The organism is Streptomyces sp. NPDC054849 (assembly GCF_053610945.1).
Window position 1 is genome coordinate 21409 of the sequence record NZ_JBSGZI010000078.1, and the last position, 18497, is coordinate 39905.

The window sequence follows — 18497 nt, forward strand, 5'->3', positions numbered from 1 at the left end:
ACGACAGTGGCCTGACTGTCACCCTTCGGTACGATCGGGCCATGGAGTTGCCGCACCGCGTCGTCGTCCTCGCCCTCGCCGGGCTGCTCCCCTTCGAGCTCGGCATCCCGCACCGGATCTTCGGGCGGGCCAAGGATCCGGCCGGGCGGCCGCTGTACGAGATCCTCACGTGCGGGCTCGCCCCCGGGCCCGTGCGCACGGACGCCGACTTCGCGATCCACGTCGAACACGGTCCCGAACTGCTCGCCACCGCCGACACGGTGGTGGTGCCGGCCTCCTACGAACTCGGCCCGGTACACGAGCACGGCACGCTGACCGACGAGCTCGCCGCGGCCCTCGCCCACATCCGGCCCGGCACGCGGCTCGTCTCCATCTGCACCGGCGGCTACGTGTTGGCCGCCGCCGGGTACCTGGACGGACGCCCGGCGACGACCCACTGGGCGTCCGCCGAACACTTCCAGCGTCTCTTCCCCGCCGTACGGGTCGACCCGGGCGTGCTCTACACCGACGACGGGGACGTCCTGACCTCCGCCGGGGTGGCCGCCGGCATCGACCTGTGCCTGCACATCGTGCGCCGCGACCACGGTGCGGCCATCGCGAACGACGCGGCCCGGCGGACCGTCGTACCGCCCCACCGCGAGGGCGGGCAGGCGCAGTTCGTCGATCGCCCGGTGCCGGAGCCGCAGCTCGCCAGCACCACGGCGGCCCGCGCGTGGGTGCTGGACCGGCTGCACGAGCCGCTCAGCCTCACCGACCTGGCCCGGCAGGAGGCCATGTCGGTAAGGACGTTCACGCGCCGTTTCCGGGAGGAGGCGGGCGTCAGCCCCGGTCAGTGGATCACCGGCCAGCGGGTGGAGCGGGCCCGGCGGCTGCTCGAGCAGACGGAGCTGCCGATGGAACAGGTGGCGCGGGAGAGCGGCTTCGGTACGGAGCAGTCGCTGCGCAAGCACGTGCAGGCGGCGCTGGGGGTCAGCCCGACCGCGTACCGGCGCACGTTCCGCGTGTCCGCCGGCCCGTCGGCCCCGCAGCCTCCGGAGCCTCGTGAACCCCACCCGTAGCGGCACCCCGCCATCTTCTGATGGCCCATCAGTCCATGCCGGGCCCGTGCATTGACTTCTCCCGTCGCCCGCTCGTGAATGGCCCCCTGCGCAGGGCTCGGCGCGAGGGAACCCAGGGGGCGCACAATGCGAACAAGGGCGCGGAACCGGAGATGGTCGGCAGCCGTCGGCATGGCCGTGCTCGCGGCGACGACCGGGGGCGCCCTGAGCGCCCCTGCCGCGGCCGAAGGGGAAACACCGCCCGGCCAGGTGACCTTCCCGACGCAGTGCCTGGCGCCCCAGGAGGCCGGACTCCCGCCCGCCGACGGGCCGACCACCGCCCGGATCACCGTCGGCGACCCCACCCCGCGGGTCGGCGACACCGTCATCGTGACCTACCAGGTGCTCGCGACGCCCGCAGTGAACCCCCTCGGCGGTGAGCTGCCCGCCGACGCACTGACCCCGACCGGCCGGATCCTCCTGTCCGGTGCCCAAAGCGGCGAGGTCACCGTGACCGGCGCCAAGCGCAACGACCCCGTCCGGCCCGGCGGTCCCCTCCCGGCCGTCACCATGACCGGCACCTTCACCGTCACCGCGCCCGGCGAGATCACCCTGTCCCCGGGCGACTACACCCTGCACACCAGCCACCTGCTGGACCTCGGCACCACCTGCACCGCCGCCGAACCGTCCGCCGCTCCCGTCGCCGAACGCCTGACCGCGACCGAGCTGCCCACGGCCAACCTGCGCAGCGTCCTCCTCGCCGCCGCGTACGGAAGACCGGGCGCCGAGGTCGAGGTCACCGCTGCCGGCTTCCCGCCGGGCGCGACCGTGACGGTGGCCGGGCGGGCGGGCGCCGCCGAGACCGCCGACCGGGCGACCGCCACCGCCGACGAACGGGGCACGGCCCTGATACAGCTGCCGGTCACGGACAAGGCCACCACCGCGGTGATCGCCTACGAGGGCGTGGCATGGTCGGCGCGGCGGGGCTCCGGGCCGGCCGCGTACACGGTCATCGACGCCGTCGAGGCCACCCCGCCGCCGACGGGCATCCAGCAGGTCACGGCAACCGTCGAACCGGGCGCACTCGGCATGGCCCAGACGGGCGAGGCCATCACCCTCGGTGCGGTCCCGTACGGCGACGGCGGCGCCGCTCCCGGCCGGATCGGGACCGTGACCGTCACCGACGCCCGCGGTGGCCCGGCCGGCTGGTCGCTGATCGGGAAGGTCACCGACTTCACGGGACCGGGCGGTGTCCGCATCCCGGGTGCGTCCCTGTCCTGGACCCCGTCGTGCGTGGCGGCCGCGGGCAGCAAGAGCCCCTGTACACCGGGCAGCGCGGGCGTGGTCGGACCGGACGGCGCGGTCCTCGCGTCCACCGCTGATGCCCCGCTGGTCGGCGGGACGTTCACGGTCGACGCGGCGGTGACGCTGCGGGTGCCGGCGTACACCCCGCCGGGGGCGTACACGGCGGTTCTGACGCTGACCCTGTCGTGACGGCCCGTGTGCGGCGGTGGCTGCGGCTGCGCGGAGCCGTCCCCGGCCCCGCCCTTTCTCCGTTTCCCGGGGCTCCGCCCCGGACCCCGCGCCTCACGTGCCGGCGGGGCTGAAGGATCGGGGCGCCGCCCCGCATCCTGCGACTCAAGTGCCGGCGGGGCTAGAGGATCGGGGCTCCGTCCCAGACCCCGCGCGGGCGGAGCCCGGGGACCATCCCGGCGCCATCGTGGCCCTGGACGACGGGCCCGCGACCGGCACCGCCGAGGGGATCGGCGTCCGGCAGGCCGTCGCCGCCCGGCTGTACCTGTGGGTGAGCGGACCCACCGCCCCCGCGCTCGCCGTCCGGGGAGTCGTCACCGTGGACCGGCGCGGCGCCGGGGCGGAGATCGCGTACACGCTCCACAACATCGGCAACGTCACGCTGCGTCCGCGCGCCACCCTCACCGCCTCGGGCGCCCTCGGCCGCCCGCTGCTCACCCGCGTGCTCACCGGGCTGCCCGCCGAACTGCTGCCGGGTCGGGAAGTACGGCTCCACACCCGCTGGGACGGCCCGCCCGGCGCAGAATGGGCCGACGTCACGGTGCACGCCCGGGCCGACGGAACCACAGCTCAGGGCCGTGTCGCCGATGCCGCGCACCCCTCACTGACGGCTGTGCTCGCCCTCACTGCCGTGATCTGGTCGGCGCTGGGAGCCGCATCGGGGAGAATGGCCCGTATGAGCGATCGTTCCCCCGAGTCCACCAGCCCGCACCGTGCGGGCTTCGCCTGCTTCGTCGGCCGCCCCAACGCGGGGAAGTCGACCCTCACCAACGCACTCGTGGGCACCAAGGTCGCGATCACCTCCAACCGGCCGCAGACCACCCGCCACACCGTCCGCGGCATCGTGCACCGCCCCGACGCGCAGCTCGTCCTCGTCGACACGCCCGGCCTGCACAAGCCGCGCACGCTGCTCGGCGAGCGCCTCAACGACGTCGTGCGGACCACCTGGGCCGAGGTCGACGTCATCGGCTTCTGCCTGCCGGCCGACCAGAAGCTCGGCCCCGGCGACAAGTTCATCGCCAAGGAGCTTGCGGGGATCAAGAAGACCCCCAAGATCGCCATCATCACGAAGACCGACCTGGTCGAGTCCAAGGCGCTGGCCGAGCAGCTCCTCGCCGTGCACCAGCTCGGCGCCGAGCTCGGCTTCGAGTGGACCGAGATCGTCCCCGTCTCGGCCGTGGGCGACAGCCAGGTCCAGCTGCTGGCGGATCTGATCGCGCCGCTGCTGCCGGAGAGCCCGCCGCTGTACCCGGAGGGCGACCTCACCGACGAGCCCGAGATGGTCATGGTCGCGGAGCTGATCCGCGAGGCCGCGCTGGAAGGCGTACGCGACGAGCTCCCGCACTCCATCGCCGTGGTCGTCGAGGAGATGATCCCGCGCGAGAACCGTCCGGCGGACCGCCCGCTGCTCGACATCCACGCCAACCTCTACATCGAGCGGCCGAGTCAGAAGGGCATCATCATCGGCCCGAAGGGCTCCCGCCTGAAGGAGGTCGGGATGAAGTCGCGCAAGCACATCGAGGCGCTGCTCGGCACCCCGGTCTTCCTCGACCTCCACGTGAAGGTCGCCAAGGACTGGCAGCGGGACCCCAAGCAGCTGCGCAAGCTCGGCTTCTGACGCGCGACTGCGCGACGCCACACGGCACAGGTCACACGGCAACGCCACGACGCATGGACGCGGCCCCGCACCGGGGCTGCGTCCATGCGTCGTTCGGCGTCGCGGGACTACGCGGGACTACGCGGGACTACGCGGGCCGGCGCACCCGCACCACGTTGTCCGTGCGGGTCCCCGGCGTACCGTCGGGCTGCTTCTGCACCCGCTCGGTCTCCTCGGCCCGCAGCACCTCCCAGCCCGCCGTGACCGGCTCCAGCTGTGCGAGGACCTCCTCGGGCGTGGGGAAATGCGCCTCCTCCCGGTCCTCCTGCCACGGGGCCCAGCCCGCGTGGCCGACCACCAGCAGGGTGCCGCCGGGGGCCACGGCCGCCGCGGCCGTGCGCAGGACGACGTCACGGGGGAAGTCCCCGTAGTTGTGCAGGAAGCACGCCGAGACGAGGTCGAACTCCCCGTCGGGGAAGGACTCCGTCAGGTCGTGCCGCGCGAAGGAGACGCGGTCCGAGACCCCGGCGTCCGCCGCGTGCTCGGCCGCCCGGCCGAGGGCGACCCCGGAGATGTCCGTCCCGGTGACGGCCCACCCCCGGCGGGCCAGCCAGACGGCGTCGGCGCCCTCCCCGCAGCCGAGGTCCAGGGCCCGGCCCGGGGCGAGGCCGGACACCTCGTGCACCAGCATGGGGTTGGCCTCGCCGCTCCAGATCCGGTCGCTCTCCCCGTAGCGGGCGTCCCAGAACTCCTCGCCCGCCTCGGCCCCGGGCGCGGGGGAGTGGTGGGCGTGCGTGTGCGTGTGCTCGGTCATGGCGTCCTCTTCCAGTACGGGTGCCGGTACGGCCGATGCTCCGCCCGCCTCACCCGCAGGGGCAAACCCTGTTGCCGTTCCGGCAAATCCTCCCGTCAGCTCACAGGCTCCGCCGGCGGCTCCGCGATCAGGGCCGTGGCCACCCGGCGGAAGCCGATGCGGGCGTAGACGCGGGCCACGTCCTCGTCGCCCGCCGAGAGGAAGACCGTACGGGCCCCGCGCGCGCGGGCCTCCGCGACGAGGGCGGCCGTGACCCCGAGGGCCAGGCCCTGGCGGCGCGCCGACGGGAGGGTGCCGACGCCCACCACCTCGACGACGTTCCCGACCGGGTTGTACTGGCCCGCGCAGAGCACCACGCCGTCCCGTACGGCCGCGGCCAGGACCGTGGTGCCCGCCCCCAGCTTTCCGGACACCCGCGCCCGGCCCTCCTCGGCCGCCGGCTCCGCCATCGCCGCCGCCAGTTCCGCGGGGCCGGCCTCGCCCACCGCCGTTCCCGGCGCGGCGAAGGCCAAGGCCGGGACCGTCACCGCGGCGGTCAGCAGCGGGTCGTCCGCGGCGAGCAGACGGACCTCCGGATGCGGGGGGAGGGCTTCGGCGGAGGGGTCCAGCACCATCAGGGGATGGGCGTGGACATCGAGTCCCGCCGCCTCCACCGCGGCCCGCAGCGAGGGACTGGTTTCGGCCACCCACTCGAAGGCCTCGGGCACCTTCAGTTCCCGCTGGCGCCGCCAGACCCGTTCCACGTCGGCCCGGGTCGCCTCCGGGCCGCCGAGCGCGGGCCGCGCGTAGTACGGCCAGCCCGTACCCTCCTGGACGAACAGGGTCAGCGGGCCGAAGTCCTCGGCGCGTGCGCCGCCCACCCGCGGCACCGTGTCGTAGTACCGCTCCAGCTCGGACAGCGTTGAATCGATCATGTGGTCGGTCATCCGGCCATCCAAACAAAGCGGCGCCGTGGGGGCACCTCCTTTCCGGACCGGCTCAGGCGCCCTCCTTCAGCACGCGCGTGATCAGCGCACGCTGGGCCTCCGACAGGGACGGCTCCCGGCAGGACACCGTCCGCCCGTCCACCGTGATCCGGTACGCGAACCCGTCCCGCACCCCGTCCGCCGGATCGTCCGCCGGGCCGGGCCGCAGCGCGAGCCGGGCCAGGGCCCGCCACTCGTCCTCGTCCGCCCGGCCCGAGGTGTCCACCTCGGCCCGGCGCTCGATGCCCGCGAAGCCGCCCGTCCGTTCCACCTGAATGCGCATGGGAGCCGTCTACCCCGCGAGCGGGACGCCCACCGCGGACCACGCCTTCTGGAGCGCCTGGTGCTCGGCGCCGCCGTCCCCGTAGCGGGTGGCGGCCACCGCCGTCGAGAGCCGGGCGAACTCCGCGAAGTCCGCCTTCGGGGTGAGCTCCCCGCCGGTCAGGGTGTCGTACCAGATCTGCCCGGCGCGCTCCCAGGCCTTGCCGCCCAGTTCGGTCGCCGCGATGTAGAAGGCGTGGTTGGGGATGCCCGAGTTGATGTGGACCCCGCCGTTGTCGCTGTGGGTGTTCACGTAGCCGTCCATCGTGGCCGGCTGCGGGTCCTTGCCGAGCTCGTCGTCGTCGTATGCGGTGCCCGGCGCCTTCATCGAGCGCAGCGCGACCCCGGTCACGTTGGGGCCCAGCAGCCCGGCCCCGATCAGCCAGTCGGCCTCCTCGGCCGTCTGCTCCAGCGAGTACTGCTTGATCAGCGCGCCGAAGACGTCCGACATCGACTCGTTCAATGCGCCCGACTGCCCGCGGTACCGCAGATTCGCCGTGTACTGGGTGACCCCATGGGTCAGCTCGTGCCCGATGACGTCCACCGACACGGTGAAGTCGAGGAAGAGGTCCCCGTCCCCGTCGCCGAAGACCATCTGCTGACCGTCCCAGAAGGCGTTGTTGTAGTCCTCGCCGTAGTGGACGGTCGCGTCCAGCGGGAGCCCGGAATCGTCGATCGAGCGCCGGCCGAAGCCCTTGAGGAACAGGTCGTAGGTCGCCCCGAGGCCCGCGTAGGCGCGGTTGACGGTGGCGTCCCTGTTCACGGGGTCGCCCTCACCGCGGACCTTTGTGCCGGGCAGCCGGGTGAGGTGCCCGGCGTCATAGACCGTCCGGTTGGGGTCGTCGGAGGCCGGTACCCCGAGGGTGGGGACGATCCCGCGCACGGCGGTGACGCGGCGCCGGGTGCGCAGCAGGGAGTCGCGTTCGAGGGTGCGCTGCGCGAGGTCGGCGCGCCGGGAGTCCTCGGACAGGGCGGCCTTGTCGAGGAGGTGCGGCGGCACGACGGTGCAGAAGACGGGGTGGCGGTGAGCGTGGGAGGCATCCATGCCCGGCAATGTGGCAGTGGGTCATGATGCTGTCACTACCTGCGACCATGATTCATTAAGTCGTCTGAAAGCGGAGTCGCCGCATTGACGGATCGCCCTGGCCCGGCAGGACGAGATGAGATGTAACTCATATAAGGTGCAAATCGGACCTCAGGGTCTTGCATACTGAAACAGGTCCTCGCGATACGGCGCGGCTCGGCTAGGCTCGGTCCATCATGCGTTTCGGGCTGCTTCTCCTTAGCTGCCGCGGCGAGGGTCTGTAGTCGTAGGCCGGCCCCCTCCCCGCGGAGTTTGGTGTTGCGGATTTACGACCGCCGTCGGCCGTCCCAGCGAACTACACGCGGACACGCGAGGAGCCCTACGCCATGAGTCAGCACACTTTCGTCGGTCGCCCCACGCCCATCACGAACGCGACCCACGCCCAGAAGCCCTCCGGCATGCCGATCCACAAGTACGGCCGGTACGAGCAGGTGGACATTGCGGACCGCACCTGGCCCGACGCCCGCGTCACCAAGGCTCCCCGCTGGCTGTCCACCGACCTGCGCGACGGCAACCAGTCGCTGATCGACCCGATGACCCCCGCCCGCAAGCGCGAGATGTTCGACCTGCTGGTGCGCATGGGCTACAAGGAGATCGAGGTCGGCTTCCCGTCCTCCGGCGAGACCGACTTCGCCTTCGTGCGCTCCATCATCGAAGAGGGCGCGATCCCGGACGACGTGACCATCTCCGTACTGACCCAGGCCCGCGAGGACCTGATCGAGCGGACCGTGGAGTCCCTGGTCGGCGCCAGGCGCGCCACCGTGCACCTGTACAACGCGACCGCCCCGACCTTCCGCCGGGTCGTCTTCCGCGGCTCCAAGGAGCAGATCAAGCAGATCGCCGTCGACGGCACCCGCCTGGTCATGGAGTACGCCGAGAAGCTGCTGGGCCCCGAGACCGTCTTCGGCTACCAGTACAGCCCCGAGATCTTCACCGACACCGAGCTGGACTTCGCCCTGGAGGTCTGCGAGGCCGTCTGTGACGTCTGGCAGCCGGCCGAGGGTCGCGAGATCATCCTGAACCTGCCCGCCACCGTGGAGCGCTCGACGCCGTCCACGCACGCGGACCGCTTCGAGTGGATGGCCCGCAACCTGACCCGCCGCGAGCACATCTGCATCTCCGTGCACCCGCACAACGACCGCGGCACCGCCGTCGCCGCCGCCGAGCTGGCCCTGATGGCCGGCGCCGACCGCATCGAGGGCTGCCTGTTCGGCCAGGGGGAGCGCACCGGCAACGTCGACCTGATCACCCTGGGCATGAACCTGTTCTCGCAGGGCATCGACCCGCAGATCGACTTCTCGCAGATCGACGAGATCCGTCGCACCAGCGAGTACTGCAACCAGATGGAGGTCCACCCGCGCCACCCCTACGCGGGCGACCTGGTCTACACCGCCTTCTCCGGCTCCCACCAGGACGCCATCAAGAAGGGCTTCGACGCCATGGAGGCCGACGCGGCCGCCCAGGGCAAGACCGTCGACGAGATCGAGTGGGCGGTCCCGTACCTGCCCATCGACCCGAAGGACGTCGGCCGCTCGTACGAGGCCGTCATCCGCGTCAACTCCCAGTCCGGCAAGGGCGGCATCGCCTACGTCCTGAAGAACGACCACAAGCTGGACCTGCCGCGCCGCATGCAGATCGAGTTCTCCCGGATCATCCAGGCCAAGACCGACTCCGAGGGCGGCGAAGTCACCCCGAAGGCGATCTGGTCGGTCTTCGAGGACGAGTACCTGCCCAACCCCGAGAACCCGTGGGGCCGCATCCAGCTGCGCTCCGGTTCGACGGCCACCGACAAGGACGGCACGGACACGCTGAACGTCGAGGCGGTCGTGGACGGCGTGGAGACGGTCCTGAACGGCACCGGCAACGGTCCGATCTCGGCCTTCTTCGACGCGCTGGCCGGCATCGGCATCGACGCCCGCCTGCTGGACTACACCGAGCACACCATGAGCGAGGGCGCCTCCGCCGTGGCCGCCTCGTACATCGAGTGCGTGATCGACGGCCGGGTCCTGTGGGGCATCGGCATCGACGCCAACACCACGCGCGCCTCCCTGAAGGCGGTCATCTCCGCCGTCAACCGCGCGGGCCGCTGACACCCCTGTGTGACCGCGAACCCCGCTCCTCCTGTCGGAGGGGCGGGGTTCCGCCGTTCAGAAGCCCCCGGACGGGCGTCAACGGGCCCGGTGGCCGCCGCCACCGGCAGGACCACGCCCGTGACGAACGGGGCCGCGTCCGAGGCGAGGCAGGCGAGGTAGGCGATGAGCCGGGGCCCGGGCGCGGCCTACTTCACTGCGAGGTGCTCGGCCGGCCGGCCGCCCTGACGCGGTCCCGGTCCCAGGGACTGGTCTCGCGTACATCCGAAAGGGGGATCGCCGCGGCGTTCGCCACGGCGACGTCGAGGCGTCCGTATGCCTCGCCCGCGGCCCGGACCATCGCACGACGGGCCTCCTGTCATGCGGCAGACCCACGGAAGAGCGGGGCGGGCGCGCGGCCGAGGCGGGGGCGCAGATCGGCCAACTGCGGGCACCGGGACATGTTGTCTTGTCACACGACTGACGCATCCTCATCGATGTGGCTAACATCACGCCAACCCGGCGATGCTGCCGGAAGGTGACGGAGGTGCGACGTGCTGCCAGTTCGGGGTGGGGACGGCCGGAAGCTGAGGGTCTGGGGCACCCGTACCACCTGGAGCACCGTGGGCGACGGGGAGTTCTTCTGCCCCGCCTGTGGTGGAGACCGCAACTACCGCAGGCGCACCGGCCGACGCCGGTTCACCGTCCTCGGGGTGCCGCTGCTGCCGCGCGGGCAGGCCGGGCCCGTCGTCGAGTGCCAGGGCTGCCGCGCGCGCTTCGACACCGACGTGCTGGACCACCTCACCACCACCCGCTTCACGGCGCTCCTGCGCGATGCCGTGCACACGGTGGCGCTGGCCGTGCTCACCGCGGGCGGGACGGCCTCCCGCAGTGCGCTGGAGGCCGCGGTGGCCGCCGTACGGGCCGCGGGCTTCCAGGACTGCACCGAGGAGCAGCTGGAGTCCCTCGTGGAGGCGCTGTCCACGGAGGAGGGCCGGCTCGGCCTGTACGACGTGCCGGAGTGCTGCGGGGCCGCGCTGTCGATAGAGCTCCACGAGGCCCTGGAGCCCCTGGCCCCGCACCTGGCGGGCCCGGGCCGCGAGTCGATCCTGCTGCAGGGTGCCCGGATCGCGCTCGCGGACGGCCCGTACATCCCGGCCGAGCGCGAGGTGCTCTCCACCGTGGGCTCCGCCTTGCGGATCGACGCGGACGAGGTGGCGCGCCTGCTCTCGGCGGTGCGCGCGCCCTAGATGTATTGATCGCGAAAGGTTGTCAGGGATACGCGGCCCCGGGCGTGCAGCAGATCGTGGCGAGGGCCGAGGCCCCCACGGCTCCGCCTGCCGGCCGGCCACGGCCGGGGTCTTCACTTCGTCGTTCGAGGCCCTGGCCGGGGACCACGCCTCCTGCGGCCCCTCCGCTCCCCGGTCCACTGCCGATTCGGTGATCGCCCTGCCGGAGGGCGGCTTCATGCGGGGCCGGGCCGGCCGCTCCACGGAGCCTGTGCGGACGGCGGCCACGGCGGCCACGGGGGCCACGGGGGCCACGGGGGCCACGGCGGCGGCCGCGGCGGCTGCCGCGATCGTGGCGGCGGCCGCCCGGGCCTGAGTCCGTCCGCGAAGCCGTCCGAAAGGGCGCAGTCCGAGGTAACGATCCGGCCTCACAGGGGGCGAAATCTCGCCTGGTGAACATCCCGTGAACGGCGGACGTGATCACTCCGGGCCTGCACTGTCCACCTGCCGGGCACCCGGAGCGACGGCTTCTCCGTTGTCCAGCCGAACGGTCGCAAGTGGTGGAGTCGCAGGTCAGGGCGTATGTGATGCGTGTTTGTGTGACCCGGAAAGCCTCCTCCCAGTGGGCAGCTCGCATACTCCTGCGCCGGAAGCTTCGCCACTGTAGAAACCAACAGATCCGACTCGCCCAAACGTCAACAGTTTGTAGAAGTCGACGATATCTGTGAGGCCCCCCACAGGCGTTCAATTCCGGTCACACGACGAGACGCCGCTGGTAACACGGCGGGCCTTCGATTCACGTGAACGCACTGACAACCCTGGCGGATCAACGGGTTAGCGACCCACTCCGGCCAGGGATAACCAGATCTCCTCTCACTTACCTACCTTGAAGGGCAAGGCTGAGATGGCACGTGTCGCCGCCCGGCTTTCCACCGAAGGAAAGCAGAGCACGCACCCGGTCGACGAGGTGCTCCCCCTCCCCAAGCTCGCGCTGTACGGCTTCCAGCACGTACTCGCCTTCTACGCCGGTGCGGTGATCGTCCCGATCATCGTCGGCAACGCGCTGAAGCTGAGCCCTGAACAGCTCGTCTACCTGATCAACGCGGACCTCTTCACCTGCGGTATCGCCTCGATCATCCAGGCGTGGGGCATCGGCCGGATCGGCGCACGACTGCCGCTGATCCAGGGCGTGACCTTCACCGCCGTCTCCCCGATGATCGCCATCGGCCTCGGTGCCGGTGGAGGGACGGCCGCCCTGCTGGTCATCTACGGAGCGGTCATCACCGCTGGCATAGCCACCTTCGCCTTCGCCTGGCTGCCCGCCAAGGCGTTCCGGACGGTCATGCGGCTGTTCCCGCCGGTCGTCACCGGCACGGTGATCACCGTTCTGGGCATCGTCCTGCTCCCGGTCGGCCTCAACGACGCGGCCGGCGGCCTCGGCAGCCCCGACTTCGGCGACCCGAAGCACTTCGCCTACGCCGGCGGCACCATGCTCTTCATCCTCGTCCTGATGAAGATCGGCAAGCCGTTCCTCTCCAGCATCTCGATCCTTCTCGGCCTGGTCGGCGGCACCGCGGTCGCCTTCCTGCTCGGGGACGCGAAGTTCGGCGACGTGGGCGACTCCGACTGGATCGGTGTCACCACCCCCTTCCACTTCGGCGTCCCGAAGTTCGAGTGGTTCCCGATCGTCCTGATGCTCATCGTCATGCTGATCACCATGGTCGAGACGACGGGTGACACCTACGCCGTCGGCGACATCGTCGGCAAGGACGTCGACAGCGAGACCGTGGCCCGCGCCCTGCGGGCCGACGGCGCCGCGACCGCCCTCGGCGGTGTCCTCAACTCCTTCCCGTACGTCGCCTTCGCCGAGAACGTCGGCCTGGTGCGGATGACGAAGGTGAAGAGCCGGTTCGTGGTCGTCGCGGCGGGTGTCTTCATGATCATCCTGGGCCTGCTGCCCAAGGCCGCCGCGATCGTCGCCGCCGTCCCGCACGGAGTCCTCGGAGGCGCCGCGACCGTCATGTTCGGCATGGTCGCCCTGGCCGGTATCCAGACCCTGGCCAAGGTGGACCTCAAGGAGGAGAAGAACGCGCTGATCGTCGGCGTCTCCCTCGCCTTCGCCCTGCTCCCCGCGACCGTCCCGGTCTTCTTCACCAAGCACATGGACGCGGACCTGTCCTCACTCCTCAACAGCGGTGTCACCCTGGGTGCCACGGCCGCCATCGTGCTCAACCTCATCTTCAACGGCCTGGCCAAGGACGACGCGCACGACGCCCCCGCGGCGGGGGCCGAGGCCCTTGCCGAGGCCGAGGTCGACACGTCGCCCGGCACCGGCGCCGCGGCCACCGACAAGACCCCCGCGGCGGTCCCGTCCCAGGCCTCGGGCCCGGCACCCGCGGCCGAGAAGGCGGACGAGACCGACCCGTCGCCGTCCGCGCCCTGACCCTCCCAAGGGGTGCCGGTCCCCGCCGGGCAGCAGCCCGGCGGGGACCTTCACCGTGCACCTCGATCAACGGTGCACGCGAACACGGGCCCCCCAAGGCGGATTCGCTGCACCGTCGACCGGATCCCCTCGGTTGGCCCCGGCCGGAGGGCGGAGAGCGGCTCCATCGCCCCGCCCCCGGTGCGGGACAATGGGCCCATGAGTCTGTTCCGCGACGACGGCATCGTGCTGCGCACCCAGAAGCTGGGTGAGGCGGACCGCATCATCACGCTGCTCACCCGAGGCCACGGCCGGGTGCGGGCCGTCGCCCGCGGCGTGCGGCGCACCAAGTCCAAGTTCGGTGCCCGGCTGGAACCTTTCTCCCACGCCGACGTGCAGTTCTTCGCCCGCGGCAGTGATCTCGTCGGCCGCAGCCTCCCGCTCTGCACCCAGACCGAGATCATCGCCCCGTACGGCAACGGCATCGTCACCGACTACGCCCGCTACACCGCCGGCACCGCCATGCTGGAGACCGCAGAGCGGTTCACCGAGAACGAGGGGGAACCCGCCGTGCAGCAGTACCTGCTGCTCGTCGGAGCCCTGCGCACCCTCTCGCGCGGCGAACACGAACCGCACCTGATCCTCGACGCCTTCCTGCTGCGCTCCCTCGCCGTCAACGGCTACGCGCCCAGCTTCGAGGACTGCGCGAAGTGCGGCATCCACGGTCCCAACCGGCACTTCTCCGTCGCCGCGGGCGGGGTGATATGCGGCGACTGCCGGGTGGCCGGCAGCGTCGTACCCTCGTCGGAGGCCATCGCCCTGCTCAGCGCCCTGCTGACGGGCGACTGGGGGTATGCCGACGCGTGCGAGGCGCGTCACGTGCGGGAGGGCAGCGGGCTGGTCTCGGCCTATTTGCACTGGCATCTGGAACGCGGGCTACGCTCCCTGCGATACGTCGAGAAATAGGAGCTGGGCAATGGCACGACGCGGGATTCTGGGACGCTCTCGCCGCGAGTACAAGGTTCCCGAGCCGCACCCGTCCGGTGAGCGCCCGCCGAAGATCCCCGGCGAGCTGGTCCCGAACCACGTCGCGGTCGTCATGGACGGCAACGGCCGCTGGGCCAAGGAGCGCGGCCTGCCGCGCACCGAGGGACACAAGGTCGGCGAGGGCGTTGTGCTCGACGTGCTCAAGGGCTGCCTGGAGATGGGCGTCAAGAACCTCTCCCTGTACGCCTTCTCGACGGAGAACTGGAAGCGCTCGCCCGACGAGGTCCGCTTCCTGATGAACTTCAACCGCGACGTCATCCGCCGCCGCCGCGACGAGATGAACGAGCTGGGCATCCGCATCCGCTGGGTCGGCCGCATGCCGAAGATGTGGAAGTCGGTCGTCCAGGAGCTCCAGGTCGCGCAGGAGCAGACCGTCGACAACGACGCCATGACCCTGTACTTCTGCGTGAACTACGGCGGCCGCGCGGAGATCGCGGACGCGGCGCAGGCGATCGCCCGCGACGTGGCGGCCGGCAGGCTGGACCCGTCGAAGGTGAACGAGAAGACCTTCGCGAAGTACATGTACTACCCGGACATGCCGGACGTGGACCTGTTCCTGCGCCCCAGCGGGGAGCAGCGCACCTCCAACTACCTGCTCTGGCAGAGCGCCTACGCCGAGATGGTCTTCCAGGACGTGCTGTGGCCGGACTTCGACCGCCGCAACCTGTGGCAGGCCTGCCTGGAGTACGCCCAGCGCGACCGCCGCTTCGGCGGGGCCGTTCCCAACCAGGCGGAGGCGCCCGGAACCACGGGGTGAGCTGCGGTTATCCTCACCCGATGAACACGGGTGGGGATCACAGAGCGCTGCAGGCGGAGCAGTCCGGGCAGGGCGGGGCGACGGCGGAGCAGACCGGGCAGGAGCCCGAGCAGGTCGCCCTCGTCTACCGGCTGACGCTCGCCGACATACGGGGGGCGGTCCGGGCCCGGGCCCGCCGGACGAGTGCGGGCCGGGCGGAGACGCTGCTCCTCCCGCTGCTGTCGGTCGCCGCCATCGTGGGGCTCTGCCTGCTCCAGGGGACCCTGTGGATCGTGACCGCGGCCTCGGCGGCGGTGGGCCTGGTCTTCGCGACCTGCGGCGTCTTCAAGATCCGGCGCAGCATGGCCCGTCAGGTGTACTCCGTGGTGGAGCAGTACGGGGAGTGCCGCACGGTGGCCGGAGAGCATGGCACCGCGACCGCGGGCGAGACCATGTCGTACACGATGGACTGGAAGCTCTTCCACCAGTACACCGAGACACCGGAGCTGTTCGTCCTCATCGGGGGCAGGCGCGCGACCGCGATCGGCGTGCTGCCGAAGCGGGGTGTCCAGCACCCCGCCGACATCGACCGCCTGCGCGCGATCCTCGAACGGAACCTGTGCCGGGTCTAAGCCGGCGAGTCCGGGCGGCGGCGTGAGGCGCCGAACGCCGACGCCAGGCGGCGCGGCTGGCGGCGGCCGGCGTCGGCTCTAGGCCGCGGCCGCGCAGTCCGCGCAGGTGCCGAAGATCTCGACCGTGTGAGCCACGTTCACATAGCCGTGCTCGGCCGCGATGGACTCCGCCCACTTCTCGACGGCCGGGCCCTCCACCTCGACGGCCTTGCCGCACTTGCGGCAGACCAGGTGGTGGTGGTGATCCCCGGTGGAGCAGCGGCGGTAGACGGACTCGCCGTCGCTGGTGCGCAGGACGTCGACCTCGCCGGCGTCCGCGAGCGACTGCAGGGTGCGGTAGACGGTGGTCAGGCCCACGGAATCACCACGGTGCTTCAGCATGTCGTGGAGTTCCTGAGCGCTGCGGAACTCGTCCACCTCGTCCAGCGCCGCCGCCACTGCGGCCCGCTGCCGGGTGGATCGTCCTCGTACTGGCGCGGTATTCATCTCGCCAGGCGCAGTCGCCACCGGTTCCTCCTCGTATCGGCCTGCGGCCATTGTGCCAGGCGGCCGGGCACCCCAGGAGTGTCCGGTGGCCATGCCCGGCCCCGGCCCCCCGCCTACACCTTGACGTCGTCCCGCGTGCACACCTCTTCCGCCGTGCGGGCCGCCCTCGCGCGGCGCCGGGCCAGGGGGGCCGACAGAGCCGTCATCACCATGAAGACGCCGATGGCGAGCAGCACGATGGTCGCGCCGGACGGCGCGTCGACGTAGTACGTGGTGACCGTGCCGGTCAGGGAGACCAGCAGGGCGATCAGCATGGCCAGCGACAGAGTGGCGGTGAACCCGCGGGTGACGCGCTGGGCGGCCGCGACCGGGATCACCATCATGGCGCTGACCAGCAGCAGGCCCACGATGCGCATGGCGACGGTGACGGTGACCGCGGCGGTCACGGCGATCAGCAGATTCAGCGCGCGCACCGGCAGGCCGGTGACCCGGGCGAACTCCTCGTCCTGGCAGACGGCGAAGAGCTGCCGCCGCAGGCCGAGGGTGACGGCGAGGACGAACGCCGCGAGGATCACGACGGCGGTGACGTCCTCGGGCGCGACCGTGGTGATCGAGCCGAACATGGCGCTCAGGAGATCGGTCGTGGTGCCGCCCCCCACGTTGATGATCATGACGCCGCCCGCCAGGCCGCCGTAGAACAGGATGGAGAGCGCGACGTCGCCGCTGGTCTTGCCACGGGAGCGGATCACCTCCATGCCGACCGCACCTATGACGGCGACCAGGGTGGCCATCCAGACGGGGCTGGTGTGGAGCACGAAGCCCAGCGCGACACCGGTCATGGCGACGTGGCCGAGGCCGTCGCCCATCACCGCCTGGCGGCGCTGGACGAGGTACGTGCCGATCGCGGGTGCGGTGATGCCCACCAGTACGGCGGCGATCAGCGCGCGCACCATCAGGGGGGAGTCCAGGAGGTCCATCAGCTCAGCAGTCCCGTCCGCAGGGGCTCGGCGTCGTGCGCCGCGTGGGGGTGTACGTGGTCGTGGCCGGGCAGGGCGTGCTGGCCTACGGCCTCCGGAGGCGGGCCGTCGTGGACGACGCAGCCGTCGCGCAGGACGACGGCGCGGTCGATCAGGGGCTCTAGCGGGCCCAGCTCGTGCAGGACGAGCAGGACGGTGGTGCCGGCGGCGACCTGCTCGCGCACGGCGCCCGCGAGGACCTCCTGGTTGGCGAGGTCGATGCCGGCCATCGGCTCGTCCATGATCAGCAGTTCGGGTTCGACGGCGAGTGCCCGGGCTATGAGGACGCGCTGGTGCTGGCCGCCGGAGAGGGCGTTGACCGAGGCGTCGGCGTACGACTCCATGCCGACGAGGACGAGGGCCCGCTCGACGGCGGCCCGGTCGGCCTTGCGCAGGACGCCGAAACGGGAACGTGCCAGCCGGCCGGAGGAGACGACCTCGCGGACGGTGGCCGGGACGCCGCTGGCGGCGGTGGTGCGCTGCGGGACGTAGCCGATGCGCGACCATTCGCGGAAGCGCTTGAAGTCCGTGCCGAAGAGGGACAGGGCGCCGTCGGTCAGCGGGACCTGGCCGACCACGGCGCGCACGGCGGTGGACTTGCCGGAGCCGTTGGCGCCGAGCAGGGCGACGACCTCACCGTGGCGGACGGTGAGGTCGACCCCGCGCAGCACGGGGCGCGAGCCGAGCGAGGCCGTGGCCCCGCGCAGGGATATGACGGGCTGGTCATCCGCCTGTCGGGGCGAGGACTGCATGGCGCGCGCCTCCGTTGCTGCTACTGCCATCACTTGCTACCGAGTGCCTTCTGGAGGTTCTTGAGGTTGGACCGCATGACCTCGAAGTAGTCAGCGCCCTGGGACTTGTCGGTGATTCCCTCGAGCGGGTCGAGGACGTCCGTCTTCAGGCCGGCGTCGGCGGCGAGGGCCTTCGCCGTCTTGTCGCTGGCCAGAGTCTCGAAGAACACGGTGGAGACGTTCTCCTGCTTCGCGAAGGCCTGGAGCTCCTTCATCCGTGCCGGGCTGGGCTCGGACTGGGGGTCGACTCCGGAGATGCTCTCCTGGTCCAGGCCGTAGCGCTCGGCGAGGTAGCCGAAGGCGGAGTGGGTGGTGATGAAGGTCTTGGAGGCCGTGTTCGTCAGGCCGTCCTTGAACTCGGTGTCCAGCCCGGCCAGCTTGGCGACCAGCTCGTCGGTGTTCTTCCTGTAGTCCGCGGCGTGGTCGGGGTCGGCCTTCTCCAGGGCCGCGCCGACGCCCTTGGCGATCTCCGCGTACTTGGTCGGGTCGAGCCAGACGTGCGGGTCCCCGCCGGCCTCGCCGTGGCTTGGGTCGTGCGCCTCCTCGGCGTGCTCGTCGCCGTCCTGGTGCGCGTGACCCTCCTCGCCGTGACTCGGTTCGGCGCCGTGGTCCTGGCCGGAGGTGCCGTGCGATTCGAGCGTGGTGAGGGTGGCGGCGTCGATGGTGTTCTTCACGCCGGCCTGGGCGACGGCCTTGTCGACGGCGGGCTGCAGGCTCT

At 71.6% G+C, this 18497-nt stretch carries 18 protein-coding genes; 10 read left to right on the forward strand and 8 right to left on the reverse strand.

Annotation, left to right across the window (positions count from 1 at the left end):
- Nucleotides 1-41: 41 nt before the first annotated feature.
- The 3 genes from ACWGIF_RS27510 (at nucleotide 42) to era (ending at nucleotide 4188) form a co-directional block, all read left to right on the forward strand.
- Nucleotides 42-1058: a GlxA family transcriptional regulator gene (locus tag ACWGIF_RS27510; protein ID WP_453501432.1), complete on the forward strand. Its 1017-nt coding sequence runs from the start codon at nucleotides 42-44 to the stop codon at nucleotides 1056-1058.
- Nucleotides 1059-1229: 171 nt separating this feature from the next.
- A complete protein-coding gene (locus ACWGIF_RS27515; RefSeq protein WP_453501434.1) occupies nucleotides 1230-2531 on the forward strand; it encodes a beta-xylosidase in 1302 nt (433 codons plus the stop codon).
- A gap of 706 nt (nucleotides 2532-3237) precedes the next feature.
- On the forward strand, nucleotides 3238-4188 hold the full coding sequence (gene era / locus ACWGIF_RS27520) for a GTPase Era (protein WP_453501460.1): 951 nt from the start codon (nucleotides 3238-3240) through the stop codon (nucleotides 4186-4188).
- 127 nt (nucleotides 4189-4315) lie between these two features.
- Here the strand turns inward: era and ACWGIF_RS27525 are convergent, their stop codons facing one another.
- From ACWGIF_RS27525 to ACWGIF_RS27540, 4 genes are all read right to left on the reverse strand, one after another.
- Nucleotides 4316-4981 (reverse strand): SAM-dependent methyltransferase, encoded by a 666-nt coding sequence (locus ACWGIF_RS27525; RefSeq protein WP_453501436.1) that lies wholly within the window; start codon nucleotides 4979-4981, stop codon nucleotides 4316-4318.
- A 95-nt stretch (nucleotides 4982-5076) separates the two neighbouring features.
- Nucleotides 5077-5907, reverse strand: coding sequence for a GNAT family N-acetyltransferase (locus ACWGIF_RS27530; RefSeq protein ID WP_453501438.1), 831 nt, complete (start codon nucleotides 5905-5907; stop codon nucleotides 5077-5079).
- Nucleotides 5908-5959: 52 nt separating this feature from the next.
- On the reverse strand, nucleotides 5960-6229 hold the full coding sequence (locus tag ACWGIF_RS27535; RefSeq protein WP_453501439.1) for a protealysin inhibitor emfourin: 270 nt from the start codon (nucleotides 6227-6229) through the stop codon (nucleotides 5960-5962).
- Nucleotides 6230-6238: 9 nt separating this feature from the next.
- Nucleotides 6239-7312, reverse strand: coding sequence for a M4 family metallopeptidase (locus ACWGIF_RS27540; protein WP_453501440.1), 1074 nt, complete (start codon nucleotides 7310-7312; stop codon nucleotides 6239-6241).
- 365 nt (nucleotides 7313-7677) lie between these two features.
- Here ACWGIF_RS27540 and leuA point away from each other — a divergent pair, with 365 nt between their 5' ends.
- From leuA to ACWGIF_RS27575, 7 genes are all read left to right on the forward strand, one after another.
- Nucleotides 7678-9441 (forward strand): 2-isopropylmalate synthase, encoded by a 1764-nt coding sequence (gene leuA, locus ACWGIF_RS27545; RefSeq protein WP_453501441.1) that lies wholly within the window; start codon nucleotides 7678-7680, stop codon nucleotides 9439-9441.
- 533 nt (nucleotides 9442-9974) lie between these two features.
- Nucleotides 9975-10670: a TerB family tellurite resistance protein gene (locus tag ACWGIF_RS27550; RefSeq protein WP_453501443.1), complete on the forward strand. Its 696-nt coding sequence runs from the start codon at nucleotides 9975-9977 to the stop codon at nucleotides 10668-10670.
- 190 nt (nucleotides 10671-10860) lie between these two features.
- Nucleotides 10861-11025 carry a hypothetical protein gene (locus ACWGIF_RS27555; RefSeq protein WP_453501445.1) on the forward strand — a complete coding sequence of 55 codons (165 nt, stop codon included), beginning with the start codon at nucleotides 10861-10863 and terminating at the stop codon, nucleotides 11023-11025.
- A gap of 528 nt (nucleotides 11026-11553) precedes the next feature.
- Entirely contained in the window at nucleotides 11554-13092 is a 1539-nt protein-coding gene (locus tag ACWGIF_RS27560; protein ID WP_453501447.1) for a nucleobase:cation symporter-2 family protein, read from the forward strand.
- A gap of 198 nt (nucleotides 13093-13290) precedes the next feature.
- On the forward strand, nucleotides 13291-14037 hold the full coding sequence (recO, locus tag ACWGIF_RS27565; protein ID WP_453501449.1) for a DNA repair protein RecO: 747 nt from the start codon (nucleotides 13291-13293) through the stop codon (nucleotides 14035-14037).
- 10 nt (nucleotides 14038-14047) lie between these two features.
- On the forward strand, nucleotides 14048-14875 hold the full coding sequence (locus tag ACWGIF_RS27570) for an isoprenyl transferase (RefSeq protein WP_453501451.1): 828 nt from the start codon (nucleotides 14048-14050) through the stop codon (nucleotides 14873-14875).
- Between the two features lie 20 nt (nucleotides 14876-14895).
- The gene (locus tag ACWGIF_RS27575) at nucleotides 14896-15486 is read left to right on the forward strand and encodes a YcxB family protein (protein ID WP_453501453.1); all 591 of its coding nucleotides are present in this window, start codon (nucleotides 14896-14898) and stop codon (nucleotides 15484-15486) included.
- A 78-nt stretch (nucleotides 15487-15564) separates the two neighbouring features.
- On the opposite strand, the gene ACWGIF_RS27580 is transcribed toward ACWGIF_RS27575, so the two are convergent.
- The 4 genes from ACWGIF_RS27580 to ACWGIF_RS27595 all read right to left on the reverse strand — a co-directional run.
- On the reverse strand, nucleotides 15565-15993 hold the full coding sequence (locus ACWGIF_RS27580) for a Fur family transcriptional regulator (RefSeq protein ID WP_078892882.1): 429 nt from the start codon (nucleotides 15991-15993) through the stop codon (nucleotides 15565-15567).
- A gap of 92 nt (nucleotides 15994-16085) precedes the next feature.
- Nucleotides 16086-16949, reverse strand: a complete 864-nt coding sequence (locus ACWGIF_RS27585) for a metal ABC transporter permease (RefSeq protein ID WP_453501456.1) — start codon at nucleotides 16947-16949, stop codon at nucleotides 16086-16088.
- Nucleotides 16949-17740, reverse strand: a complete 792-nt coding sequence (locus ACWGIF_RS27590) for a metal ABC transporter ATP-binding protein (RefSeq protein ID WP_453501462.1) — start codon at nucleotides 17738-17740, stop codon at nucleotides 16949-16951. The genes ACWGIF_RS27585 and ACWGIF_RS27590 overlap by 1 nt, the downstream gene beginning before the upstream one ends.
- Before the next feature lie 29 nt (nucleotides 17741-17769).
- The coding region (locus ACWGIF_RS27595; protein WP_453501458.1) for a metal ABC transporter solute-binding protein, Zn/Mn family at nucleotides 17770-18497 on the reverse strand (728 nt) is incomplete at its 5' end.